Genomic DNA, 22,796 nt, shown 5'->3' with positions numbered 1-22,796 from the left:
CTACGCAGTACAGGAGCCCGTGCCTGTCAAGGACCGCTACGAAAAGCAGCGCGACAAGTTGACGCGTGACCTCGCAAAGCTTGAAGATCGGCAAGAAAAGTTTCTCCGCCTTTTGGGTCATGTAAGAATTAAGACTTACGTCTTTTTTGTACCATTTTTTGACTCTTATGAGCTTATTCAGCACGCTTCAGACAAAACGCAGGAATATCGCGACAAGCATCTCCCACATTTAGATCCCGACTTCCACATAGTCGTCTTGGATGAAGATGCATATGCTGATACTCGCGAACAGGTCTTACAGCAACCCAGGACACTTATTGATGTAGAGACCTCGTCGCCAGAACAGGTCCAAGCCTGGATTGAAGCGAACGAACAGTTGGTCGCAACCGCTGATACCAAACTCAGGGACCTTGTAGCTGACGAACCGCGTCGCCTGAAAGTTATTGAGAGTCTGATTAGACAGTACGTTGACGGAGAGAACGCACTCGAACGCATGCGTAGTAAGTATCCGGAGAACTGGGAGTTCACCAGTCGCTACAGGAACCACAAAGAACAGCTTCTAGTATTGGAGTATCCTAGCGATTCGGTTGAATTCGGCAACCTAGCCCAGATTGCAAAAGAGATCGATGCGGAACTGGGAAGGGATGTGCCAGCGCTCGACGGAAGATTGAGGACTGTAATTGCTTGGGCCTCCATTGCGGACTGGCTTATGCGGTGTCCACTTAGCTTCCCTTCGCCTACCTCCTAGAGGCACAGTTATGCTTAGCCCGGACGATCTCGCGGACATTTTCGGAAGCCTAGAATCACCAGTCGCTTTTGCGCGTAGGCCTGACCCGATCCCCGGTGACCTGCGCCACGGATGGCGCCTGTCCGCACTGGTGCTTATTCTAGCGCGATGCCGCGGAAACACGGCTAATATGGAACAGATCTATTTACTATCCTGGGCGCTAAGATCTAAAGGATCTCAGGAGATTCTTGTGCGATGGTTTGAGCGACGAAAATCTCCCGACGATTTCGCGGTTCGCTATGATCCATCACTAACCCGCACGATAGCGATTGCAGTGTCTGCCGGGCTTGTCGAACGGAATGAAAACCAGACAATATCGCTCAGTGACTCCGGTGTGGCCTTAGCCCGTAGCATCTGGGCGAACTCCGAGGTGATGCAACAAGAAAAGGCCTTCTTAAGCAGGCTTCCCAACAAAATATCCCAGAAGGCTATACGCGAAATCATGGACTGGTGACGTATGCTTAGACTCCGCCACCTGCGGATCCAGGTATTCACCGATGGGCCCGTATGCGGTACCGAAATCTCTTTCACAGATGGCCTCAATGTCCTGCGCGCAGATAACTCAAGCGGCAAGTCTACGTGCTTGCAAGCGATCATATACGCACTTGGGCTTGAAGGAATGCTCAGCGCAAAGCGTGACATACCTTTGCCTCATGCAATGACGGACACTATTGAGGTAGAGGGGCAAGAGTATCGCGTACGAGAGTCTTGGGTCGCTTTAGAGATTGAGAACGCCAATGCCGAGATCATGACGGTGAGACGCGCCGTAAAAAGCGCCGACAGAGATTCCGCTCTTATCGAAACATTTGGCGGGCCAGTACTCACTGAACGCATGCCCTCTACAGGACGCGACTTCTTCGTTCGCCGCCCCGGCGCTGCTCAGAGGGAGAGCGGGTTTCACTACGAATTAGCACGGTTCATCGGTTGGAATCTCCCTCAGGTCGCGAGGATGGACGGCAGCGAAGTGCCGCTCTATCTAGAATGTTTGTTTCCATTCTTTTTCGTGGAGCAGAAGCACGGTTGGTCAGGTGTGCAGGCGAGAATACCAACGTACTTTATGATTCGTGACGTAAGCCGACGTGCAGCAGAGTTCATCCTGGCTCTAGAGGAGTACCAAGCGGTTCTGCAGCGCCAAAGATTGGAATCCGCTGCCGGCATCATGGAGAGCGAATGGAAGCAAGTTGTTAGCGACTTAACGGCTCTCGCAAAGGCTTCTTCAGTAGTCATTCGTGGGCTTCCTACGAGGCCGTCCGCGAACATCTCAGAGGTGGCTGCGGAAGCTGTAGTCCACAACTCCGGCGCTTGGCTGAGCCTTGAGCAGGAGATTGATTCCTTGTCGTCCGCCTACGAGTCCCTAGAAGATGAAGTACCTAGCGTTGGAGAGGACGCGCCTGAGCTCGAAATACAGCTCACTCAGAGCCAGGAAGAATTAACTGCGCTTACTGCACTTACCGCGGACGCCCTTCAGGAATTAGGGGACGCGACAGGACGAAGAGACAGTATTGAACTCAGGGTGTCCTCTTTGGAGGAAGATCTTCAGCGCCATAGAGATGCCGCTCTGCTTCGGCGGTTGGGATCGAGACACGCTGCGGTGATAGCTGGAGATTCAGTTTGCCCCACGTGCCAGCAGAGCTTGCCGGACGGCTTCGAAGTGACCCATCACCCGATGTCGCCTGAGGAGAACATAAGGTTTATCGAGCAAGAACTTCGAACTTTTCGAGCTATCAGGGACGATTTGTATCGACTGATCGACGTACAAGAGACCAAACTCGACAGATTGCGCTCGCAGAGTTCGGAGATCAGAAGGCGTATCCGGGCCCTGAAAGATTCCCTTACATCCGCTAATTCGCAGCCTTCCGTCGCGGCCATTACGGAGAAACTTCGGCTTTCCGAGCGTATCGAGACTCTAACCAAGATACGCGACGATATCGCCGATACAACAGCAGAACTGCGATCTAGAGCGGCGGCCTGGGCGACCAACCGGGAATCTCTTCGAGCACTTGTCAACAGGCCGCGCTCATCGTCGGATACCGAGAAGGTCGACTTCCTAGAGGCCTCTCTCGTGGATCAGCTAAGAAGATATCATTTCCATTCCCTACCTCCTCAGTCAATTGAGGTGTCCCGGGAAACGTATCGTCCTACACATGAAGGCTTTGACCTGGGTTTCGACTTATCCGCAAGCGACATGATTCGGGTCATCTGGGCGTATCTCTTAGCTTTCCTTGAAGCTAGCATGCGGTACAACACCAACCATGCGCGCCTACTGGTGTTCGATGAGCCCCGTCAGCAAGAGACGAACCGACTGAGCTTCGCGGCACTGCTAAATAGGGCAGCTACCGATGGAGCCTCTGGGGCGCAGATAATTTTCGCTACAAGCGAGGAGGAACTTGATCTCCGCGCCATGCTGAAGGGCCTACCCCACTCTTTAGTCTCTGTGCCGCCAAGAACTAAACTGATACGACCCGTCTGACCGGAATTACCTACGGCCTGTGATCCCGAATTGCCGCAGCGTGCGCTGTCAGAGCATCCAGTAGTGCGGCTGTGAGATATGGCTGAAGCGTGTCATGATAGAACGTCCGGGTGGATAATCGTCGGGATCGGCTACGCGCCTTAGGAGAGTTGCTGCGGCGGCTGCGCAAGGATGCGGGGCTGACTGGTAAGGACTTGGCACAGCGGGCCGGGGTGGCGCAGCCGACGATTTCGCGGATGGAGACGGGGCGGCTGCTGCCGACGCCGGAGACAGTTGAGCGGGTGGCTGTAGCCCTCGACCTCGGCCAGGACGCGCGGCGGGAGTTGGACACGCTGCTCTTACGGCTGCGTGAGGAGGTGTCCCAGCTGAAGAGTGGGTTGGCTGGCCGGGAGGCGGCGAATGCTGCGAGGGTTCGGTCGTCCAAGTGGCTGGCGGTCTTCTCCTCGGCAATGATCCCGGCTCTGTTGCAGACGGCGGAGTATGCGCGGCTCGCGGTCTCCATCGGCCGGGATGTGGATGAGGACGAGGCGGCCAAAGCCGCCGCGGTGCGCGTGGATGCTCAAGCCTTGCTGTTCGAGGAGAGCCGGCGGTTCGCCTTCGTGCTGACCGAGAGTGCGGTGCGTACCTGGCCAGGGTCGCCCTCGCTAATGCTGGCCCAGCTCGACCGGTTGGCTCAGGTGTCGACACTTCCGCATGTCCGGCTCGGCGTCGTGCCGTGGAGGACAGAGGCTCCGGCCTTCCCACTCCACGGGTTCACCGTCTTCGATGGGTCCGTGAGTGTGGTGGAGAGCCTGACCGGTGATCTCACGCTGACGGAGGCGGCCGAGATCGGCGCTCATGAAGAGGCGTTCGAGGCGTTCGCGGGTGCGGCCGTGTACGGGGACGACCTGCGGGCGCTGCTGAGTGAGATCGCTTCGGACTTCCGGGAGCTGGCGAAGCAGCTCGACGACTGACGCATTTATGCGTCGTATTCCTTGAGAACCTTCTAACGTTGGTCATACGCTCCTGATCGTAGGCATGTCTAGCCCCCTATACGACGGAGCGTGTCCCATGCCCCCATGGCGCCTGTCCCGGCACTTCCTCGGCCGTCCCGCCTCGGTCACCGAAGCCCGCCGCTTCATCACCGCCACCCTCGGCAACTGGCATGTCGTCGAGTCGGCCGAGCTCATCGTGAGCGAACTGGCGACCAACGCCGTCCGGCACACCGCCTCGGCCCGGTTCGGCGGCAAGTTCACCGTCAGCATCCAGGCCGAACCCGATCAGATCTGGCTCGGCGTCACCGACGAAGGCGGCCCCAGCCTTCCCCGGCTCGTACGGCCCAGTGAGGACGAGGGCGGCCGCGGCTTGTTGCTGGTCGCCTCCCTGGCCGACAACTGGGGCGTGTACGGCAGCCAGGCCGGCCGTACCGTCTGGGCGCTGCTCAAGGTCGACCCGATTGCAGCCGCCGCACAGGCGACGTCCCGGTCATGACCTGCGTGAGCCCACACGTCCCCGATCGCCGGCAACCCGGGTGCAAGAAGCTGGAATGGTTCGAACCCTCGGACGGAGCGCGGGTGCGCGTGCTCGCCTGGACCTGCGACTGCCTCGCCATGGTCTATGAGTTGTGCCAGGCGGGCGGGCAGGGGTTCATTCGGCGCACCCTCCAAAACGAGGACGCACCCGAGATCCGCGAGACCCACCACTGGCCCCTCGCCCGCGCGCGTGAGGTCTGGGCGGCCCTGCTGACGGGAATGACGCGGTGAGCCCGCGCGGTGTCCCCAACCGGCGCTCAGCGATCCGGGCCGTGGACCCAAAGAGCGGCAAACCCCTCAAAACCGTACTGTCAAGAGGGATAGACGGCATTTCGTCTAGGGGCCTAGACTCGGGAGCGCACCACCGAGGAGGAACCGTGCCACCGAGCGACCTGGACAAAATCGCCGCGATCGACGATCCCTACCTGCTGCTCCGGGTCGCCACCGAACGACTCAACGCCGCCCAGCAAGAAGTCACCGAACTGGCCCGGCTCCGCCGCCGCATCATCCAGGAACTTCACGCCCGGGGCATGTCGTATGCGCAGATCGCCGAGAAGGCCGGGCTGTCCCGCGGGCGTATCCACCAGATCCGCCACACCGGCCCCGCCCCCGAAGGCGCGTTCCTCGGCGTCGGAACCGTCACCGTCGTGACCCCGCTACGGCACGACGCAGCGACCGGCCGCTCCATGGTCGCCCTGGACGACATGCGCGCCGGCAAGCGCCTGGAAGACCTCGCCCGGACCTTCGGCCTGACCGTCGCAACCGACAACGTCACCATCGACGGGCAGATCGACCTCAACCGGCCCGGCCTGCTCGTCATCTGCGGCCCCCGCATGTCCGACGCCATGCGCCAGGCGTACGACGCCGACCCGGTCATCCGCTGGGACCGCGACGACACCGGCTGGAAGCTCCTCGACACCCGCACCGGGCGCGAGTACCGCTCCGGCTCCCAGCTCGACCCTCAGCAGCCCACCGACTCGGCCTTCCTCGGCCGACTGCCCCGCCCGGACGGCAACGGCTCGTTCCTGGCCATCGCCGGTATCCACCCCAACGGCTCCCTCGGCGTCATCCACCTACTCGCCAGCGAGATCGCCACCTTGTGGGGGCAGGTCGGCGACCGCCGCTTCTCCTGCGTAGTCGGCGTCGAATACGACCCGCAAACCGGGGAACCAGTGCGGGCGGAACTGGCCAGCCCGCTCTACCGGCACGAGGACACCTGATGCGCGTCGCCTTCGCCAGCCAACCCGCCTACCCCGACCGGCCCAACGAAGACTTCATCGCCGCCACCGCCGACGCCGTCGTCCTCCTCGACGGCGCCAGCATCCCCCCGGGCATCACCTCGACCTGCTCCCACAGCGTGCGCTGGTACTCCCACACCCTCGGCTCCACCCTGCTCGCCGAGATGACCCAAAGCACCGGCCCCCTGCCCGAACTCCTCGCCCAGGGCATCAAGCACGTCACCTCACTGCACGACTACACCTGCGACCTGACCCACGGCGGCTCCCCCTCCGCCACCGTCATCATGCTCCGCCAAACCGCCGACCACCTCGACTGGCTCGTCCTCGGCGACAGCACCCTCATCCTCGACACCGACACACCTGACCCGATCGTGATCTGCGACGACCGGCTCGAACAGGTCGCCGCACCCCACCGCGCACGGCTCGACAGCCTGACCGGCGGCACACCCGAACACGCCGAAGCCCGCCGCGAGTACGTCGAAACCCTCGGCCAATACCGCAACCGCGACGGCGGCTTCTGGGTCGCCTCCACCGACCCCCTCGCCGCCGACCAAGCCCTCACCGGCACCATCCCCACCGACCAGGTACACGCCGCGGCCCTGCTCACCGACGGGGCCGCCGACGCCGTCAGCCGCTACCGCCTCATGACCTGGCGACAGCTCCTCGAGGTCCTTACGCAGGACGGTCCGGCTGAGCTGATCCGCCAGGTCCGCGAAGCCGAGCGCACGGATCCGCACGGCGAACGCTGGCCACGGAGCAAGCCGGCTGATGATGCCACCGCATCCTGGATTTCGTTCCTCAATAGAGAGGCTCTCTGATATTAGGCAGAGCCCACGTTACCTATTGGGATTTAACCGAAGTACAAACCAATCAACAACCTCATATACGACACATTTCAACTGGATAGCCTTCTTGTGGCCAACACTCTCACTGAGGCCGTGGGCAATTTTATTGCGACGATCAACAAGAAAGAAAATTTCTCGATATACTCGCTGATCATCTTGGCCGAGGAACTCTTGGAACTCTTCACCGAGGCCATTATCAAAACGCCCAACTAGCTGCTGGAGGTTGTCCGGGGTAGGGTTCCTACTTTTATCGAGCCAGGATTTCGCGAACGACTTGACTAGGCCACCGGATTTACCATCGAGGTAACTACGGCAAACTTCTATAGTCGCCTGCTCTAGATACCCGCAGGAACGGACGACTAGAAGGCGACATAACCAGCCATGAACTTCATCGGACAGGTTATGATCCGCAGGTTTCTCAACCAAGTTACTAAGGGATTCCAAGCCTACTTTAAGGCTGGTGACTTCCCATGGAGGCCACCGATTAGCCATTATATGGCGCCTCCTATATTGCGGCGAAGGCCTGAGTAGTCACGGCCAGCCTCGTTCGCACGCTTTCTTCGTCCGCCGTAGCCCGGGAGATAGCGGGCTCCAGGCGCTTGTTACCAAGGAGCCGCTCGATGGCTTGCCCAACGTCCGCTGCAGTCACGGATGCGTCTGCATCAAGTCTCCTAATGAGACCAACGAAGATCGCCTCAGTCAGTGCGGTATTGATCTGAGCCGACTGTCGGCGGAGAGCTCGCGGGCCGGCTCCCTCATTGATGAGCTGAGCCGCCAGCCGGAAACGTGTCTCAACGAGTTCGGCGGAGAGGGACTCCAGATCCCTGTTCTGGCCCACGAAGTCGTTGAGGAATTTTTTCAGAGGACGCTTATACGTTCCTGGCGAGGTATACAGCGCGATTATTCGCAGGATAACTTCTTGGTCCCTCAAACGAGGAGACTTTCTGCCATACAAGTTTCGCCAGTTCGGATCGGCATTCAATTCTGTGAGAAGATCGATGAAATCACCCGCGTACAAGGCGACCCTGATCTCATGTGGCGTCAGTTGTGTACCGCCGGAGTTGAGGCGTTCGAACACCTGATACACGGCGTCCAGGGAATCTGTTGAGCCATCCGTCTGCACAATGGTTGCCTGGATGAACGTATTATCCAGTGTTCGGCGCACCTCAGGGGTAAGAGTGCGGTACGTGAGGCCCTGGAACTTGGTGGCGACGTTACGAAGAGCAAACTCGCGCTTCTCGTGGAGTCCTTCATAGAAGGCAGCGAGTGTGCGGAGTCGCTGTTGTCCGTCCAGCACCAGGTATCTCCGGTCCACCTGCTGCACCAAGAAAATTCCGGGAATTGGATAGCCAAGCAGCAGCGACTCAATAAATCGATCCATCTGAGGCCTGCGCCAGACAAAATCTCTTTGGAAGCGCGCTGTCTCTATTGGCGGATCCTCAGGGTGACCGAAAGTTGGAATAACGATGTCACCCCTCTTTAGCCGCCTCACAAGCCCTTCAGCGTCGAAGTCAGAGCCGGTATAGGAAACTCGAGCAGGTTCCGGATCGGCCTCTTGGAGGCTCTCAACATCCTCCTGGTCAAGCTCGACGGGTTCCCCGGACTCTACGTCAAAGTCAAGTTGATCTTGCCCGTTGTCAGTCATGCCTGCTACTCCTTACGGCCCGGCCGCATCTAGCGACGCCAGCGTAGTAGCTATGGCTAAGTTTGTTCGGGATTTGACGGTCCATGGCGTGGTCGTTCTGCGGCTCGAGACGCATGCGGCAAGTGAACAGAGTGCCGCTAAGGAAGCTCGGCACGTGGTTGGCCCACGTGGGTCTGACAGCCTTGCCTTACGGTCGACTCGCATAGCGATCGAAGATGACCGGACGCTGCCATGAATATTTGTGTACTACGTCTACCCCCCTAGACAGCTGGGTAGATGCAGGCTACTGTCTTCCGCATAGCCCCCTAGACAGTTTCCGTTGCGGACCGACCGTCGCCGTCTAGGGGGGTGGACAAGGAGGTGGTGAACGATGGCACTGCAAGGACCCATCCCGATCAGCTTCGAGCTGCTGTTCCCGCACGGCTGCTACGTCGTGGGCGAGGTGACCGCGGCGAAGGACTTCGACGCCAAGCGGGACACCCAGGCCAAGGACAAGCTGACTGGTCTTCCGGTCTGGCAGGTCCCGGTGATGGACGCCGACCCCTCGCTCAAGGCCGCGCAGAAGACGGTGACCGTGAAGATCCTCGCCGAGGTTCAGCCGGTCATCCCGCCGTCGCTGCCGGGTGTGCCGCTCGCCCCGGCCGAGTTCGACGGGCTGGAGGTCAAGCCGTACGTCCATCAGGCGACGGGGCGGCTGGCCTACTCGATATCGGCTCGGGTGATGCGGGCTCCACGCACCGGGGCCGGCAAGACGGGCAACGCTGCGAAGGACGCGGCGTGATGGGGCGGCGGACGGTGCGGCCCTCGGTTGTGATCAGCCTCAACACCGGGGGCGGGGCCTCGGCCAAGACGATGCCGTACCCGGCCCGGACGCCGGTGCTGGCGCTGGACTTCGGTACGACCTCGGTGCTACTGAGCACCTCGGACAGCGACCAGGTCAGCCCGGCCGATGTCGAGTTCGCCCGGCAGCTCGCTCGTGAGGCGGCCTCGTTCGCCCGGTCGGTCGAGCGGCGGTTTCACGGCCTGGCCAACGGTCGCGGGGTGGCGTGATGGCGCACGGTCCCTACACCCACGTGTCGATGTCGATCGACCCCGGCCAGCGTCCCCGTATCGGGATCTCGTTCTACGCCTCGATCACTCGGGCGCGTGCTCGGGTGCTGGAGTCCGGGCGGCCGTACCTGGTCCTGGAGTCCGACGAGGCGGACGTGACGGTCTCGACGACCGGGGCCGGGCCGGTTACTTCCGAAGACCTGGACATGGCGCGGGAGATCTTCAACGCCGCCGCGCGGTACCTGGCCGACTGCGAGCGCCTGCACGCCGAGCACGCCCAGGCCATGGAGTCGGCGGCCTGACACGAAGCGGGGCCGCTGGAAGCGGCAACTTCCGGCGGCCCCTCGGTCTCTCCCTGACTGCGCATCACAAGAGAGGAGTTCAGCTTATGCTCAAGCGCCTTCCCGGTGGCGAGGTCCGTAACCTCGTGTCCACCACTCCAGACACGGCGGTCGTGTTCAAACCGGCCGTCGTCCAGACCCCGGCGATCCTCACGATCCTGGTCTTCCTCGGCCGCCTGGTCGCCGGGCTCGTCCGTACCCTTCTCGTCCATCCGGTCGCGGTGGCGGTGCTCGCCGTCCCCGGCGTGATCTGGGTCCGGTACGGCTGGCCCACGGCGGTCGCCGCCGTCACCATCCCCGGCTCGCTGCTGTTCGGCTGGGTGCTGGCCGACCGGGCATCGTTCGCCCGCTGGATCGGCTGGCGGCTGCTGGCCTTCTGGCGCCGGTTCTGGATCTACCGGCGGCACTGGCAACCGGTGATGATCGTGTCCGGGCTCGGCCGTCACCTCCAGGGCCGCGACTACCTGCCCCGCCTGCTCCGGGTCGAGTGCGATGGCTGGGCCGACCGCGTCACCGTGCGCATGCTGTCTGGGCAGGCCGTCAAGGACTGGGCCGACCGCACCGAGCACCTGGCCCATGGCTTCGGCTCCACCTCCTGCCGCGTCGCCGTCGCCAAGGCCGGGCGGCTCGTCCTCACCTTCCCCCGGCGTGATCCCCTCGCCGAACCCCTGCCCGCCGTCCCGGTTCCGGAGTCGTCGACGGTCGGGCCGGTGGAGGTCGGCCAATGTGAGGACGGCACGCCGTACCGGCTCAAGGTCCACGGCACGCACGTTCTGATCGCGGGCGCGACCGGGGCCGGTAAGGGCTCATGGCTGTGGTCGACCATCCGCGGCCTCCTCCCCGCGATGAGGGTCGGGCTGGTGCAGGTCTGGGCGCTCGACCCCAAGCGGATGGAACTGTCCTTCGGACGGGCGCTGTTCGGTGCGAGGTATGCGGCCGATCCGAAGGAGTGCGCCGACCTGCTCGACGAGGCCGTGTGCGTGATGCAGGAGCGGGCCGACCGGTTCGCCGGCCTGCAGCGCTCGCACACGCCGACCGTCGATGACCCGTTCGTCCTGGTGCTCGTGGATGAAGTGGCGTTCCTGACCGCCTACCAGTCGGACAAGGGCCTTCGTCAGCGGATCACGGCGGCCCTGGCCACGCTCACTACGCAGGGCCGGGCGGTCGGCATCGGGGTCATGGCCGCGCTTCAGGACCCGCGCAAGGAGGTCGTGAACATCCGCAACCTGTTCCCCGACAAGATCGCCCTCCGGCTCGACGAGAGCGAACAGGTGGACATGGTCCTCGGCGACGGCGCACGCGACCGAGGAGCACTCGCCGACCACATCTCACCCGTCCCCGCACTCGGCGCGGGCATCGGCTACGTCCGACTGGAGACCTCCCCCGAGCCTGTCCGGGTTCGGGCGGCCTACGTCTCCGACGCCGATATCCGGGCGATGGTCGCTGAGTACGGCAGTCGAAGCGAGGCCGCATGAACGGCCTGGCGCACTTCCTCGACGGGCTGCGCTGCTCGGTCTGCGGCGCGCTCAACGTCCTGTGGCTCGACCCCCTGCGCGGCCTGGTCGAGTGCCGTGAATGCGGCCAGACCGCCCTCACCATCCCCGATACCGCAGAGGAGGACAGTTGATCGACCTCACCGACGCCCACCAGAGCGGGGGAGACCAGCCGATGTCCCCCGCTCGGCTAAACGACCGGTCCACGCCGCGCGCCGTGCGGATGGCTCAACCGCTCGCGCGGGACGTGGTCGAGGAGATCGCCAAGCAGTACGGGGTGTGCATCCGGCCGGTTCCGCTGCGGCGGCAGGACATCCTCACCGGTCAGGTTGAGGTCATCGACGTGCCGTGCGGGGCCACCTTGGAGAGCAAGTGCCCGCCCTGTGCCAAGCGCAACCGGCAACTCCGTCGCGCCCAGTGCCGGGAGGGCTGGCACCTCGACCACGAACCCGTGAACCTCCCGGACAACGCCGACGAGTATCAGCGTCACCTCGTCGAGCTGCGAGCCGACGCCCAGGCATGGCGGGACGAGGTCGAAAAGGCCGGCGGCGACACCACCGACCTGGACGCCGCGATCGAGGACCTGAACGAGGAGATCAACCGGGCCGGGATGCGCGGCAACGTCCTCGGCCGCACCTCCGGCAAGCGCTCCCGCTCGACCAAGCGGCGGCAGGACGCCCCGGACCTGCCCAAGCGGCAGATGACCAAGACCACGCTCGGGCGGACCTTCACCGGCTCGGACGACAAGACCTACCGGCCCTCGATGTTCGTCACCCTCACGCTCCCGTCGTACGGGCGGGTGCTGGAGGGAGCGCCCCTCGACCCCGACCGCTACGACTACGCGCGGGCGGCCCGCGACGCGCTGCACTTCTCCAAGCTCGTCGACCGGTTCGTGCAGAACCTCCGCCGCGTCGCCGGATATGACGTGCAGTACTTCGCCACCGTCGAACCACAGAAGCGGCTCGCCCCGCACCTGCACATGGCGATCCGCGGCACCCTACCCCGTGCGGAACTGCGGCAGATCATCGCCGCGACCTACCACCAAGTGTGGTGGCCCTCGACCGACGAAGTGCGGTTCGAGGGCGACCACCTGCCGGTCTGGGAGGACGGGGCCGGCTACCTCGACCCGACCACGGGGGAAGTGCTGCCGACCTGGGAACAGGCCCTCGACGCCCTCGACGCCGACGAGGACGCCGAACCCCTGCACGTGCTCCGCTTCGGCGACCAGCTCGACATCCAGAGCGTCCTCGCCGGGACCCCGGACGCCGACCAGCTCATCCAGTACCTGTCCAAGTACCTGACCAAGTCCCTCGGCGACGCCCTCGGCACCGACGACCCTCGCCGGAAGGCTCACGCGGAGAGGCTGCTGGAGGCGTTGCGGTTCGAGCCGTGCGCGCCGACGTGCCCGAACTGGCTGCGCTACGGCGTGCAACCCAAGGGCGCCAAGCCCGGCATGGCCCCGGGCCGATGCAAGGGCAAGGCGCACAAGCCCGACCACCTCGGCTATGCGGGCCGCCGCGTCCTCGTCTCCCGGAAGTGGTCCAACAAGACCCTCACCGAGCACAAGCAGGACCGCCGTACCTGGGTCCTGGAAGCCCTCGGCGTCGAAGACGAGCCGGTCGACCCACACCGCTACATCTGGCGACCCGTCAAGCCCGGTGACCCGGACCTGGCCCCGATCGGCGTACGACTCCTGCGCTCGGTCCACGAACGCCAGCGCTGGCGCAATCACCTCGACCGGCTCCAGGCCGAGGCAAACGGACAAGATTTTTCGGCAACTGAAGGGAGGGCAGCGTGATGGACAGACTCTTCTACCGGCCCAAAGACGCGGCGGTCGTCCTCGGCATGAGCCGTACGGCGGTCTTCCGGCTGATCAAAAGCGGTGAGCTTCGCTCGGTCAAGTACGACGGGTACCGCCTCGTCCCGGCTGACGCCCTTCAGGAGTTCGCCCGGCGTCTAAGCGAGGCGGCGTGATGGCCGACCGCAAACCGAACGGGCGCTCGTCCATCTACCTCGGCCAGGACGGCTACTGGCACGGCTGGGTCACCATCGGCATCAAGCCGGACGGGTCCCCTGATCGCCGTCACCGGATGGGGAAGACGGAGGCAGAGGTCACGCGCAAGGTCCGCGAGCTGGAGGGCAAGCGCGAGACCGGGCACGTCGCCAAGCCGGGCAAGGTCCCGACTGTCGCCGAGTGGATGACCGAATACCTCGACGTCATCTGTGACCGGCTCGTGGCGTCGGGCAAGATGGCGCCTCGGACCCTCGACGACTACCGATCCAAGACTCGCCACTGGATCATTCCGCTCCTCGGCCGCCACCGGCTCGACCGGCTCGCCCCTGAGCACCTCGACAAGGCGTACGCGGCGATGCTGGAACAGGGCCGCTCGTCCAGCACGGTCCTCAAGGTGCATCGCATCCTGTCGCGCGCCCTGAAGATCGCCGTACGCCGGAACAAGGTGACGAGGAACGTCGCCACGCTCGTGGATGCACCCGTTGCGGCCGACCCCGACCTTGAGCCGCTGACGCGGAACGAGGCGCGCAAGATCCTGGAGGCGGCCAAGTCGCGCCGAAACGCGGCCCGCTGGTCGGTGGCTCTGGCCCTCGGCATCCGCCAGGGCGAAGCGCTCGGCCTCCGGTGGTCCTTCGTCGACCTCGAAACCGGCGTGATCAAAGCCTGGTACCAGGCGCAGCGGTCACCGTGGAAGCACGGCTGCGACGACCCGCACGCGTGCGGCAAGGAGTGGCACCGCTGGCCGTGCAAGCCGCGGTGCAAGGTCCACAACCACGACCCCGGCTGTCCACAGGACTGCAGGAAGCGCGGCCACGTCTGTCCGACACGCACATGCGCGAAGGACTGCACCGGCCACGCGGACCGGTGCCCGAAGCGTACGGGCGGCGGCATCGTCTTTCGGCAACGTAAGGGCCGGAGTCGGCTGACCCTCCAGTGTCCGCCCGAGCTGCTGCCGATCCTGCGTGAGCACAAGAAGCGCCAGGACGCCGAAAGGGCGGAGGCCGGTGAGCTCTGGGAGGATCACGACCTTCTCTTCCCGACGAGGCGGGGCCGGCCGTTGGAGCGCAGCGAGGACTACAAGATGTGGAAGGCGCTCCTCCGCCAGGCCGGGGTCAGGGAAGCCCGCCTCCACGACGCCCGGCACACCGCCGGGACGCTCCTCGTCGAGCAGGGCGTCCACATCCGGGTCGTGCAAGAGATCCTCGGCCATGCGCGAGTAACGACCACGGAGCGTTACACCCACGTCGCCAGTCCGCAGGTGAAGGACGCCAGCGAGCGCATGGGGGCGGCCCTGTGGGGCGAGGACTGAAAGCGCCCGCAACCCGAAGCCTGAGAACAACTGCAACTAGAACTGCAACTAGAGGCCCTGTGGAGATCAAAAAGCCCCTCTCGCTGAAGCCAGCGAGAGGGGCTTTGAACTGCGGAGGCTCGGGGATTTGAACCCCGGATGGGCTTAAGACCCAAACCGCATTAGCAGTGCGGCGCCATAGACCTGACTAGGCGAAGCCTCCTGGTAGCGCGTTGCTCAGCACAGCGTACCGGCGATCGCCCAAGGCGGCAAAGCGGATTGCCGGTGCCGTGTTGGATCAGTCCTGTGGACCGATGAGGCGGGGCGATTGGACCGATGCACAGTCCTTGTCCACAGGGTGTGGACAAGGACTGTGCACAGGGTGTGGATATCGCGCCACAGCCCCACACAGGCTACGCCTGGCGGATGGCCTCGCCCTCAATCTCAATCTTGACCTTCTTGCCGACGAGGACGCCCCCGGCCTCCAGGGCCTGGTTCCAGGTCAGGCCGAACTCCTCGCGGTCGACCTCGGTCTCCGCGCCGAACCCGAAGATCTCCTGGCCCCACGGGTTGATGGCGGCGCCGTTGAACTCGACCTTGAGCTCGACCTCCTTGGTCACGTCACGGATCGTGAGGTCGCCGACGAGCGTGAACTCGTTGCCCGACAGGCCGGCGACCCGCTTGCCGCGGAAGGTGAGCTCGGGGAACTTGTCGGCGGCGAGGAAGTCGTCGCTCCGCAGGTGGCCGTCACGGTCGGCCGCACCGGTCTCGATCGTGCCCGCCTTGATGACGACGTCGACGCTCGACTCCAGCGGGTTCTCGGCAATGACGATCTTGCCCTCGTAGTCGGCGAAGTGACCGCGGACCTTGCTGACCATCATGTGCTTGACGACGAAGCCGACGCGCGTGTGGGCCTTGTCCAGCGCGAACTCGCCGGCCGTCGGGACCTTCAGACCCTGCCACTCACGGATGCTCATGACTGCTCCCCTGATTGTTGCTGTGCGGATGTCTCACTCAGCAAATGTCTACCGGAAAAATATTCCTCACGTCAACTATCGTGCCGTAGACTTGGACCATGGACCCATTCGACGACCCCCGGCTCACGGCGATGGGCCTGTTCGCGGAGGTATTCACCGGGCTGTCGAGCAAGACCAGCCCGACACTGGCCGCCGCAGGACTTTCCGAAGTCGACTTCGAGACCTTGATCCGGCTGGCCCGTTCGCCGCAGCGACGGCTGCGGATGAGCGACCTCGCGGCTCAGACGTCGCTGTCCACCAGCGGAATCACCCGCGTGGTCGACCGCCTGGAACGTGACGGGCTCGTCGAACGGCATGCCTGCGCCAGTGACCGCCGTGCCTCGTACGCCGTGCTGAGCACCGCCGGAGCGGAGCGGCTGCGCACCGTGCTCCCCCAGCACGTCGAGGACATCGAGACCTGGTTCACCGGGCTGCTGACCGAAAACCAGCTCGCCGACTTCCTGGAGGCGCTGCGGGTGATCCGCGACGTCGTACGGCCCTGCGCGACCGCCGGCGTACGGGAGACGAGCAGGGCCGCGCGGACCAAGGCGGGCTGAGCCCGTCGGAATCGGGATTCGGGGGAACTGACCGGACGGACTGGCGTAAACGATCGATTTCTGGTGGACTCCGTAATTCAGGAAACGGCTCCACGACAGCCGACGCAGTCCCCCGTACCCGAGCCCATGGAGCGCCCGTGCGTTTCCCCTCACACGCACTCGCCGTCCTCGCCGCCGCGGCCCTCGCGGTTCCCGTCGCCGCTTCCACCCCCGCCTACGCCGCGGCCCCGGCATCCCCGAGCCCGAGCCCGAGCCCGAGCCCGAGCCCGAGTCCGACGCCCACGCAGACACCCGCCGCGACGAGCTCGAGCGTCCCGCAGCCGGTGGTCACCGTCACGAGGACGATCACCCCCGGGGCGGCGAAGCCCACGACGACGAAGACCGCGAAGACCACGACGACACGGCCGAAGACCGTACCGAAGGACGCCGTCCAGGTGACGGTGAAGAAGATCGTGGACGGCGACACCGCGGATGTCGTCACCACGAGCGGCAGAACCGTACGGATCGGTCTGCTGGAGGCGGAGGCCCCCGACAAGGGCGTCTGCTGGTCCCCGGAGGCCACCGCCCGGCTGAAGGCCCTGCTGCCGCCCGGCAAGCCGGCGTACGTCCGGGCCGCCGAGCAGGTGCCCGAGCAGGACCGCATCATGATCTACGTGTGGTCGGCCAAGGGCGTCTACGTCAACGGTGACATGGTCAGGAACGGCCTGGCCCAGACCGTGAACTCCTTCCCCGAGCACAGCTACACCGAGTGGCAGTACTGGGAGCAGGTGCGCGCGCAGGTCGACAAGGTCGGGCTGTGGTCGGGCTGCTGGGCCGCCGACACCTACGACAAGCGCGGCAGCCTCCAGGCCCCGCCGGGAGCCGGCGCGGCGACTCCGGCGCCGATCGAGCCCGTGGACGCGTCACCGGCCCCGCCCGGCACGACGTACTCCCTCGAGCCCATTCCGCCGGGAAGCACGGCCGGATCGGTCGCCGCGGTGCGGCCCTCCCCGAGCCCCGCGTCCAATTCCTCGCCGAGTCCCTCGCCCAGCCCCTCGCCGAACGCCGGCGGCGCGACCGACCCCAGGTACGGCACCTGCGAAGAGGCGAACGCCGCCGGACTCGGCCCGTACTACCGCGGGACCGACCCCGAGTACGACTGGTACATCGACCGCGACGGGGACGGTGTGGTCTGCGAGAGGTGACGCAACGCGTCAGTTCACGCTCTTGCTCGCGTCGGGCACGACCAGGTCGCCGCGCAGCTTGGCCATGCCCCGCGAGACCGAGCTCTTGACCGTGCCCACGCTGATGCCGAGGGTCCTGGCGATCTCGGGCTCGGTCATGTCCTCGTAGTAGCGCAGCACGATCGCCGTACGCTGCCGCGCGGGGAGGCGGTCGAGCGCCTGCTCCAGCTCGTCGTACCGGTGCCGCGCGTCCTGCTGCACCGGTACGTCGGGCAACTCGTCGGAGGGGTATTCCTCCAGCTTGCGCCGCCGCCACCAGGAGATGTTGATGTTCACCATCGCCCGCCGCACGTAGCCGTCGAGCGACGACCGGTCGCGGATGCGGTCCCACGCGAGGTACGTACGGGCGAGGGCGGTCTGCAGGAGGTCCTCGGCGTCGCTGGGGTTCCCGGTCAACTGGTTCGCCACACGGAGCAGGGCCGCCCCGCGACACTGGACGTACGTGCGGAACTCCTCATGGTTCACGATCAGGGATCACCAACCCGGCCAGAGAGGCATCTCGTGCCAGAATCGCAGCCGCGCTCCCGGATCCGGCTGAACCGAAATCCAGGTTTCGCACCCGCGTGAGCAAAGACCGGGCAAGCCGGTGGCGGCCCGCTCGCCCGTGCCACACGTCCCGCCGGGCAGTGGTTTGCCCGATGCGGGTGGCAACGCCTTGCACCGGGAGGAGGAATATTGAACCCGGACGCCACCATCGCCCGGAAAACCACCTCTCCATCCCCGTCCGGCATGTGAGGCTGGAGGACGTGGAAGGGGCGATGTCGTACCGGGCCGGAGAGCGACGGCGGAAGCTGGCGGCGGCGGTGCTCGGCCGCGACCCCGGGCCCGCGCCGCGGTCACCGGAGGAGACGACGCCGTTCGACGTGGTCAGCGGCGACCTGCTCGACGTGAGCCCGCACCTGATCATCCTGGAGACCGCCGGCGGCGAGCAACGGCGCCTGGTCATCGCGCCGTGGGCGACCGCCTGGCGCGGGGGCGCGGTGGCGCCCGCCGATCTGCCCGCCGGGGCGAGGGTCGTCGTCCGGGCGCTGCGCGGCGGCACGGTGGCCGAGCGCATCTGGGCCGACATCACCCGGATCACCGGCGTGATCCGGGAGGTCCACGGCCGCCGTGATCTCACCGTCGAGCTCGACTGCGGTCCACACCGCCGGGAACGCTCCATCGTGGTTCCCTACCGTTCCTCCGGACGGATCCGGGTGCGGCACCCCAAGCTGGAGCCGGGTTACCTGTTCGACGCCATCGGGCTGTCCGACCAGGGCGGGACGTTCGCGCACCTCCCGGCGACCTCGCAGCCGCCGTACCGGGCCACGGCCACGCCCCCGTCTCCGCCGGCGTACGGAGGAGGCCAGGCGGGCATCTCGGGCACGGCGGTGTGGGCGGATCTCCCGGACGTCGCGGAGGAGGGCGTCGCCAAGGGTGTCGCCTACCCCATGCTCGAACGCGAGGACAGCGGCTGCGACGACGCCGGTCTCTCCTGCGCCGGCCTGCCGTACCTCGCGATGGGCTCGCTGCTGCGCGTACGCAACGTGTGCGACGGCCGGACGGACGTGCTGCCGATCGTCGCGTGCGGGTGCCTCACGGGGCGGTTCTGCGACCGGTGCCTGGAATGCGGCACGTCCCCCCGCGGCCGGGTCGTGGAACTGGCCGCGTCCTCCTATGTCGCGCTTGGGGGAGACTTGACCAAGGGCTGCTTCAATGCCCGCGTCGGATTGGGGTGACCGGTGCTTTCGACCATCGCGGCTGCCGCACTGCCCATCCTCGTGGTGACACTGGCGCTGGGCGGCGTCACCAAACTGGCCACGGCCGGGCGCGAGGCGTCGCCCGGCGTGCTGGCCCGGCTCGGCCCGGCGGTGCTCATGCCCGAGCGCTTCGCCAGGCCCGCGCTGTACGTTTGCGCCCTGGTCGAGCTCGCGCTGGCGACCGGCCTGCTGGTCGTGGATCACCCGGCCGCCCGGTGGCTGCCTGCCGCGTTCTTCGCCGTGGCGACGTACGTCCTGTGGGACCTGCGCAGGCGGCGGCCGGACGCGGGGTGCGGCTGCTTCGGCGAGGTGAGCGCCGCCCCGGTCGGGCTGCGGTCGACGGGCCGGGCGGCGGCGCTGACCGCCATGGCGGCCCTCGTCGCGGTCCAGAACGCCACGGGGCTGCCCGCCCTCACCGGCGAGACGGCCGCCTGGACGGGCGGAGGCGTCGTCCTGCTGCTCGCCCTCTCACCCGAGATCAACGAGATCGTCTCGCGCCTGCGTCACCGTGCGCCGTGTGAGCAGCGGCCGATGCCGCCCGGACGTGCGCTGTCGCGCCTGCGGGCCAGCGAGGAGTGGCGGGCCCACGCCGGGTCGCTGCTGGCGGACGAGCCGTCCGACATGTGGCGTGAACTGTGCTGGCGCTTCTTCGTCTTCCCCGCCCAGGGCGACACGGAGGTCGTTTTCGCCGTGCAGCTCAGCGGCCGGCGTCCCGCCGTACGCGCCGCCGTGGTCGGCGCCGACGGCCACGTGACCTCGGCCGACGCGCGCAGGGATGCCTCTCTGCGGGAATCTACGCCTGTATCGGCCTGACGCTATACATGCGTAGATTCCCGCATCGAGGTCTTTCACTTCAGCTCTCTACGGCTCTCTAGCTTCCCCTCTAGAAAGCCGTAGAGAGGTCGATGGGCGCGCCGCTCAGAGCGGCTGCGCACGGAGGAACCTCCCGAAATGCGGAACGGTGAACCCGATCACGCCGCGCTCCGCGCTGTAGATCAGGCCCTTCTTGATCAGGCTGTCGCGGGCCGGTGACAGACTCGACGGCTTGCGGCCCAGCGTCTCGGCCACCTCGGCGGTCGGCACCGGGTCGTCGCCGAGCTGGGCCATGGCGTGCATGTAGTCCCGCTCGGCGGGCGTGGCCCGCTCGTAGCGGCTGCCGAAGAAGCCCACCGCCAGCTCCTCCTCGGCCTCCGGGGCGGACACCTTGATGTCCTCGGCCGTGATCGGGCTGCGCGGAGCGAGATCCCAGGCGACCTTCCCGTACGCCTGGACGAAGTAGGGGTAGCCGTCGGCCGCCTCGTACAACGCGTCGAGCGCGTCGGGCGTGAACTCGACGTCCTCACGGGCGGCAGGGGCGATGAGCGCCAGGTCGGCGGCGTCGCGGTCCAGCCGGTCGATGCGCGCGTACCGGAACAGCCGTTCGGAGTAGCTCTTGCTCGCCGACAGCACGCTCGGCAGGTGGGGCAGGCCGGCGCCGACGACGATCAGCGGGCCGCCGTTCTGCGACAGCTCGTGGCAGGCCGCGCACAGGGCCGAGACGTCCGGCGCCTGCACGTCCTGCATCTCGTCGATGAACAGCGCGATGCCGACGCCGAGGTCCGTCGCGACGCCGGCGGCGTCGACGAACAGCTCGGTCAGGTCGATCTCCAGGTCACCCGAGTCGGCCCGGCCACGCGCGGCGGGCACGTCGATGCCGGGCGACCAGTGCGAGGTGCCCTTCGCCGCGGCGGGATCGCGCATCGCGAACGCCTTGAGCACGCCGAGGAACTCCTCGATGCGCTCCGGGGCGCGGTGGCGGGGGGCGAGCTCCCTGATGGCCATGTGCAGCGCGGCCGCCACCGGGCGGCGGATCGACTGGTCGGGCCTGGCCTCGATCTTGCCGGTGCCCCACAGCCGCTGCATGGCCATGGACTTGAACGTGTTGAGCAGGACGGTCTTGCCCACGCCGCGCAGGCCGGTGAGGACCATGCTCCGCTCGGGGCGGCCCCGGGCCACCCGCTCCAGCACGATCTCGAACTGCTGCAGTTCGCGGTCGCGTCCGGCGAGTTCCGGGGGGCGCTGGCCGGCGCCGGGGGCGTAGGGATTGCGCACGGGGTCCACGCTCTCGGACTTTATGACGGGATATAGCGGCCGTCGTAGATTTCCGTAGAGAGTGCTACGGCGTGTCGCCCGGCGCGGCCGCGGCACGCACCGCGCGGCGGCGGGCGGAGCCTGGGCCGGGACGACCGGGACGACAACGGGCGGAGCCGGGGAGGGCACGACCGGATCGTCGGTCACGGGAACGGCGGCTGCCGGAACCGGGGCGGCGGACACCGTGGGCACAGTCATCACACACCCCTTACCTGGCAGGACTCGACCGAACCCGTGTTCGATCCGATGGGCATGACTGTAGCGCGTCATCGAACACCTGCGCGAGCTTTCCCCGAAAGCTCCGTCAAACACCGTCGTTCAGCGGCTCCACCACCCTCGCCGTCCGTTGCCCCGGCGAGGCGCCACGAGACCGGTCCTTCGCACGGTCGTGCGCCTGCCTCGTCGCGGGGTGGGCGGTCAGCGCCAGTGGTCCCGTTCGGGGAGTCTCACCCACGCGCTGGGCGATTCGATGGCAGCGGCATCGTCCAGCCGCAGGCCCGCGCCCGCGCAGCAGTACGCCAACGCTCGTCCATGGAACAGGTAGCTGCGGAGGATCTCCTCGGCCGAGGCGTCGGACGAGGGGTCGCCGCCACCGGGATGGGTGTCCCATTCCACGATTGCGCCGTCCCGGGTCACACTCCCCTGGTTGCCACTTTTGGGATTGGCGTACATCGCATAGCAGACCGTCCCCGCCGACAGGCGCTCCGTGACACCGGTCGCGTACGGCATGTATCCCCACGGCTGGCTGACGACGCAGCCGCCGGGCACGTCCGTGACCCCGATGATGGCGAGGTTCTCGTCGAAGTCCTCGAAGATGTCGTCCTCGAGAAGCGCGTCGACTTCGGCGGCGTCGACAGAGGCGGCTTCCAGACGGCGTGCCGCCTCGGCCGCGGTGACGCCGGCCACGCAGGCCACGGCCACCCCGTCGTAGTAGAAGTCGCCCAACGCATCGATGAGACGCCTCGCCTCCGCCACCGCCTCCAGTTCGGCCTCGGACAGCCCGGGCCGGCCCACGGGATCACCGAACAGGGCGGGGGTCGGCGTGGCCAGGCTCAGCCGTCCGGGCGACCAGCCGTTCATCATCGGCCGCCACGGATCGGCACCGGCCTCGGCCAGGATCCGGGCGTTGTCCCGGCGGTTGGCGAAGACGGCCGTCCACAGCGCCGTACGGCCCTCGTACTCGGCGTCCACATCGTCGACGCGGGCGGCGAGCTCCCTCACCACTTCGGGAGAGCCGCATTCGGCGGCTCTGTGCAAGGGCGGCTCATAGTAGGGGCCGCTCGAATTGGGATCGGCACCCGCGTCGAGCCGGGCGCGGATCACCCGCAGGCTCTTCCAGGCGTCCCAGCCGATGCCGGACCAGTCCGCTTCCCGGGCGACAGCCATGATGCTCCCTCGGTGAGTAGGTACGCAGATCATGGCGAAGCCCACCGACAAATTCCGTGACGG

Annotated in this window: 26 protein-coding genes and 1 tRNA gene; 19 read left to right on the top strand and 8 right to left on the bottom strand. The window is 65.9% G+C overall.

All coding sequences use genetic code 11. From position 1 onward, the window contains the following. Positions 1-19 precede the first annotated feature (19 nt). The 7 genes from AAH991_RS26530 (at position 20) to AAH991_RS26500 (ending at position 6,824) form a co-directional block, all read left to right on the top strand. Complete coding sequence (locus tag AAH991_RS26530; RefSeq protein WP_346228623.1) at positions 20-748, top strand: hypothetical protein; 729 nt, start codon at positions 20-22, stop codon at positions 746-748. Between the two features lie 496 nt (positions 749-1,244). Next, complete coding sequence (locus tag AAH991_RS26525; RefSeq protein WP_346228622.1) at positions 1,245-3,257, top strand: AAA family ATPase; 2,013 nt, start codon at positions 1,245-1,247, stop codon at positions 3,255-3,257. A gap of 149 nt (positions 3,258-3,406) precedes the next feature. Then, entirely contained in the window at positions 3,407-4,210 is an 804-nt protein-coding gene (locus AAH991_RS26520) for a helix-turn-helix domain-containing protein (RefSeq protein WP_346228621.1), read from the top strand. 97 nt (positions 4,211-4,307) lie between these two features. Further along, on the top strand, positions 4,308-4,727 hold the full coding sequence (locus AAH991_RS26515; protein ID WP_346228620.1) for an ATP-binding protein: 420 nt from the start codon (positions 4,308-4,310) through the stop codon (positions 4,725-4,727). 5 nt (positions 4,728-4,732) lie between these two features. Further along, positions 4,733-4,999, top strand: coding sequence for a hypothetical protein (locus AAH991_RS26510; protein WP_346228619.1), 267 nt, complete (start codon positions 4,733-4,735; stop codon positions 4,997-4,999). A 146-nt stretch (positions 5,000-5,145) separates the two neighbouring features. Further along, a complete protein-coding gene (locus tag AAH991_RS26505; RefSeq protein WP_346228618.1) occupies positions 5,146-5,988 on the top strand; it encodes a sigma factor-like helix-turn-helix DNA-binding protein in 843 nt (280 codons plus the stop codon). Beyond that, complete coding sequence (locus AAH991_RS26500) at positions 5,988-6,824, top strand: integrase (protein ID WP_346228617.1); 837 nt, start codon at positions 5,988-5,990, stop codon at positions 6,822-6,824. Before AAH991_RS26505 ends, AAH991_RS26500 begins: the two co-directional genes overlap by 1 nt. Before the next feature lie 18 nt (positions 6,825-6,842). Here the strand turns inward: AAH991_RS26500 and AAH991_RS40515 are convergent, their stop codons facing one another. Then, a complete protein-coding gene (locus AAH991_RS40515; protein ID WP_428834032.1) occupies positions 6,843-7,343 on the bottom strand; it encodes a HEPN domain-containing protein in 501 nt (166 codons plus the stop codon). Positions 7,344-7,356: 13 nt separating this feature from the next. Beyond that, complete coding sequence (locus AAH991_RS26495) at positions 7,357-8,496, bottom strand: GmrSD restriction endonuclease domain-containing protein (protein WP_346228616.1); 1,140 nt, start codon at positions 8,494-8,496, stop codon at positions 7,357-7,359. A gap of 370 nt (positions 8,497-8,866) precedes the next feature. Between AAH991_RS26495 and AAH991_RS26490 the strand changes: the two genes are divergently transcribed. The 8 genes from AAH991_RS26490 to AAH991_RS26455 all read left to right on the top strand — a co-directional run bounded on the left by AAH991_RS26490 (position 8,867) and on the right by AAH991_RS26455 (position 14,703). After that, on the top strand, positions 8,867-9,277 hold the full coding sequence (locus AAH991_RS26490; RefSeq protein WP_346228615.1) for a plasmid replication, integration and excision activator: 411 nt from the start codon (positions 8,867-8,869) through the stop codon (positions 9,275-9,277). Continuing rightward, positions 9,277-9,546 carry a hypothetical protein gene (locus tag AAH991_RS26485; RefSeq protein ID WP_346228614.1) on the top strand — a complete coding sequence of 90 codons (270 nt, stop codon included), beginning with the start codon at positions 9,277-9,279 and terminating at the stop codon, positions 9,544-9,546. Before AAH991_RS26490 ends, AAH991_RS26485 begins: the two co-directional genes overlap by 1 nt. Next, complete coding sequence (locus tag AAH991_RS26480; RefSeq protein ID WP_346228613.1) at positions 9,546-9,848, top strand: hypothetical protein; 303 nt, start codon at positions 9,546-9,548, stop codon at positions 9,846-9,848. The genes AAH991_RS26485 and AAH991_RS26480 overlap by 1 nt, the downstream gene beginning before the upstream one ends. Before the next feature lie 86 nt (positions 9,849-9,934). Then, the gene (locus tag AAH991_RS26475) at positions 9,935-11,362 is read left to right on the top strand and encodes an FtsK/SpoIIIE domain-containing protein (protein WP_346228612.1); all 1,428 of its coding nucleotides are present in this window, start codon (positions 9,935-9,937) and stop codon (positions 11,360-11,362) included. Next, positions 11,359-11,514, top strand: coding sequence for a hypothetical protein (locus AAH991_RS26470; protein ID WP_346228611.1), 156 nt, complete (start codon positions 11,359-11,361; stop codon positions 11,512-11,514). The genes AAH991_RS26475 and AAH991_RS26470 overlap by 4 nt, the downstream gene beginning before the upstream one ends. Positions 11,515-11,555: 41 nt before the next feature. Continuing rightward, entirely contained in the window at positions 11,556-13,178 is a 1,623-nt protein-coding gene (locus AAH991_RS26465; RefSeq protein WP_346228681.1) for a replication initiator, read from the top strand. Beyond that, positions 13,178-13,354, top strand: a complete 177-nt coding sequence (locus tag AAH991_RS26460; RefSeq protein ID WP_346228680.1) for a helix-turn-helix domain-containing protein — start codon at positions 13,178-13,180, stop codon at positions 13,352-13,354. The genes AAH991_RS26465 and AAH991_RS26460 overlap by 1 nt, the downstream gene beginning before the upstream one ends. Next, the gene (locus AAH991_RS26455; RefSeq protein WP_346228610.1) at positions 13,354-14,703 is read left to right on the top strand and encodes a tyrosine-type recombinase/integrase; all 1,350 of its coding nucleotides are present in this window, start codon (positions 13,354-13,356) and stop codon (positions 14,701-14,703) included. The genes AAH991_RS26460 and AAH991_RS26455 overlap by 1 nt, the downstream gene beginning before the upstream one ends. Positions 14,704-14,815: 112 nt before the next feature. Here the strand turns inward: AAH991_RS26455 and AAH991_RS26450 are convergent. Next, positions 14,816-14,905: transfer RNA gene (locus AAH991_RS26450), tRNA-Ser, on the bottom strand. 190 nt (positions 14,906-15,095) lie between these two features. Beyond that, positions 15,096-15,659 carry a YceI family protein gene (locus tag AAH991_RS26445; protein ID WP_346228609.1) on the bottom strand — a complete coding sequence of 188 codons (564 nt, stop codon included), beginning with the start codon at positions 15,657-15,659 and terminating at the stop codon, positions 15,096-15,098. Positions 15,660-15,757: 98 nt separating this feature from the next. Here AAH991_RS26445 and AAH991_RS26440 point away from each other — a divergent pair, with 98 nt between their 5' ends. Next, a complete protein-coding gene (locus tag AAH991_RS26440; RefSeq protein WP_346228608.1) occupies positions 15,758-16,255 on the top strand; it encodes a MarR family winged helix-turn-helix transcriptional regulator in 498 nt (165 codons plus the stop codon). A 214-nt stretch (positions 16,256-16,469) separates the two neighbouring features. Here AAH991_RS26440 and AAH991_RS26435 read toward each other — a convergent pair whose 3' ends face one another. Continuing rightward, positions 16,470-16,739: a hypothetical protein gene (locus AAH991_RS26435; RefSeq protein ID WP_346228607.1), complete on the bottom strand. Its 270-nt coding sequence runs from the start codon at positions 16,737-16,739 to the stop codon at positions 16,470-16,472. Here AAH991_RS26435 and AAH991_RS26430 point away from each other — a divergent pair. Further along, entirely contained in the window at positions 16,708-17,439 is a 732-nt protein-coding gene (locus AAH991_RS26430) for a thermonuclease family protein (protein WP_346228606.1), read from the top strand. The two genes, AAH991_RS26435 and AAH991_RS26430, sit on opposite strands and share 32 nt — an antisense overlap. A gap of 9 nt (positions 17,440-17,448) precedes the next feature. Here the strand turns inward: AAH991_RS26430 and AAH991_RS26425 are convergent, their stop codons facing one another. Then, on the bottom strand, positions 17,449-17,949 hold the full coding sequence (locus tag AAH991_RS26425) for a SigE family RNA polymerase sigma factor (RefSeq protein ID WP_169984110.1): 501 nt from the start codon (positions 17,947-17,949) through the stop codon (positions 17,449-17,451). Positions 17,950-18,224: 275 nt separating this feature from the next. Here AAH991_RS26425 and AAH991_RS26420 point away from each other — a divergent pair, with 275 nt between their 5' ends. Both AAH991_RS26420 and AAH991_RS26415 read left to right on the top strand, forming a co-directional pair. Then, positions 18,225-19,196 carry a hypothetical protein gene (locus tag AAH991_RS26420; protein ID WP_346228605.1) on the top strand — a complete coding sequence of 324 codons (972 nt, stop codon included), beginning with the start codon at positions 18,225-18,227 and terminating at the stop codon, positions 19,194-19,196. Positions 19,197-19,199: 3 nt separating this feature from the next. Beyond that, positions 19,200-20,030 carry a MauE/DoxX family redox-associated membrane protein gene (locus AAH991_RS26415; protein WP_346228604.1) on the top strand — a complete coding sequence of 277 codons (831 nt, stop codon included), beginning with the start codon at positions 19,200-19,202 and terminating at the stop codon, positions 20,028-20,030. Between the two features lie 105 nt (positions 20,031-20,135). Here the strand turns inward: AAH991_RS26415 and AAH991_RS26410 are convergent, their stop codons facing one another. After that, positions 20,136-21,317 (bottom strand): ATP-binding protein, encoded by a 1,182-nt coding sequence (locus AAH991_RS26410; protein ID WP_142567879.1) that lies wholly within the window; start codon positions 21,315-21,317, stop codon positions 20,136-20,138. Between the two features lie 447 nt (positions 21,318-21,764). Next, positions 21,765-22,733, bottom strand: coding sequence for an ankyrin repeat domain-containing protein (locus tag AAH991_RS26405; protein ID WP_346228603.1), 969 nt, complete (start codon positions 22,731-22,733; stop codon positions 21,765-21,767). Between the last annotated feature and the right edge of the window lie 63 nt (positions 22,734-22,796).

Source organism: Microbispora sp. ZYX-F-249, assembly GCF_039649665.1.
GTDB lineage: Bacteria > Actinomycetota > Actinomycetes > Streptosporangiales > Streptosporangiaceae > Microbispora > Microbispora maris.
The sequence above is the reverse complement of the archived record's forward strand: the minus strand, read 5'-3'. Positions and strand labels throughout refer to the sequence as shown.

What these genes read in the sequence shown, in the direction of transcription:
- AAH991_RS26470 (WP_346228611.1), top strand. Translation starts at nt 11,359, where the DNA reads ATGAACGGCCTGGCGCACTTCCTCGACGGGCTGCGCTGCTCGGTCTGC.
- AAH991_RS26460 (WP_346228680.1), top strand. Translation starts at nt 13,178, where the DNA reads ATGGACAGACTCTTCTACCGGCCCAAAGACGCGGCGGTCGTCCTCGGC.
- AAH991_RS26515 (WP_346228620.1), top strand. Translation starts at nt 4,308, where the DNA reads ATGCCCCCATGGCGCCTGTCCCGGCACTTCCTCGGCCGTCCCGCCTCG.
- AAH991_RS26475 (WP_346228612.1), top strand. Translation starts at nt 9,935, where the DNA reads ATGCTCAAGCGCCTTCCCGGTGGCGAGGTCCGTAACCTCGTGTCCACC.
- AAH991_RS26440 (WP_346228608.1), top strand. Translation starts at nt 15,758, where the DNA reads ATGGACCCATTCGACGACCCCCGGCTCACGGCGATGGGCCTGTTCGCG.
- AAH991_RS26405 (WP_346228603.1), bottom strand. Translation starts at nt 22,733, where the DNA reads ATGGCTGTCGCCCGGGAAGCGGACTGGTCCGGCATCGGCTGGGACGCC.
- AAH991_RS26480 (WP_346228613.1), top strand. Translation starts at nt 9,546, where the DNA reads ATGGCGCACGGTCCCTACACCCACGTGTCGATGTCGATCGACCCCGGC.
- AAH991_RS26495 (WP_346228616.1), bottom strand. Translation starts at nt 8,496, where the DNA reads ATGACTGACAACGGGCAAGATCAACTTGACTTTGACGTAGAGTCCGGG.
- AAH991_RS26485 (WP_346228614.1), top strand. Translation starts at nt 9,277, where the DNA reads ATGGGGCGGCGGACGGTGCGGCCCTCGGTTGTGATCAGCCTCAACACC.
- AAH991_RS26490 (WP_346228615.1), top strand. Translation starts at nt 8,867, where the DNA reads ATGGCACTGCAAGGACCCATCCCGATCAGCTTCGAGCTGCTGTTCCCG.
- AAH991_RS26445 (WP_346228609.1), bottom strand. Translation starts at nt 15,659, where the DNA reads ATGAGCATCCGTGAGTGGCAGGGTCTGAAGGTCCCGACGGCCGGCGAG.
- AAH991_RS26455 (WP_346228610.1), top strand. Translation starts at nt 13,354, where the DNA reads ATGGCCGACCGCAAACCGAACGGGCGCTCGTCCATCTACCTCGGCCAG.
- AAH991_RS26525 (WP_346228622.1), top strand. Translation starts at nt 1,245, where the DNA reads ATGCTTAGACTCCGCCACCTGCGGATCCAGGTATTCACCGATGGGCCC.
- AAH991_RS40515 (WP_428834032.1), bottom strand. Translation starts at nt 7,343, where the DNA reads ATGGCTAATCGGTGGCCTCCATGGGAAGTCACCAGCCTTAAAGTAGGC.
- AAH991_RS26465 (WP_346228681.1), top strand. Translation starts at nt 11,556, where the DNA reads ATGTCCCCCGCTCGGCTAAACGACCGGTCCACGCCGCGCGCCGTGCGG.
- AAH991_RS26500 (WP_346228617.1), top strand. Translation starts at nt 5,988, where the DNA reads ATGCGCGTCGCCTTCGCCAGCCAACCCGCCTACCCCGACCGGCCCAAC.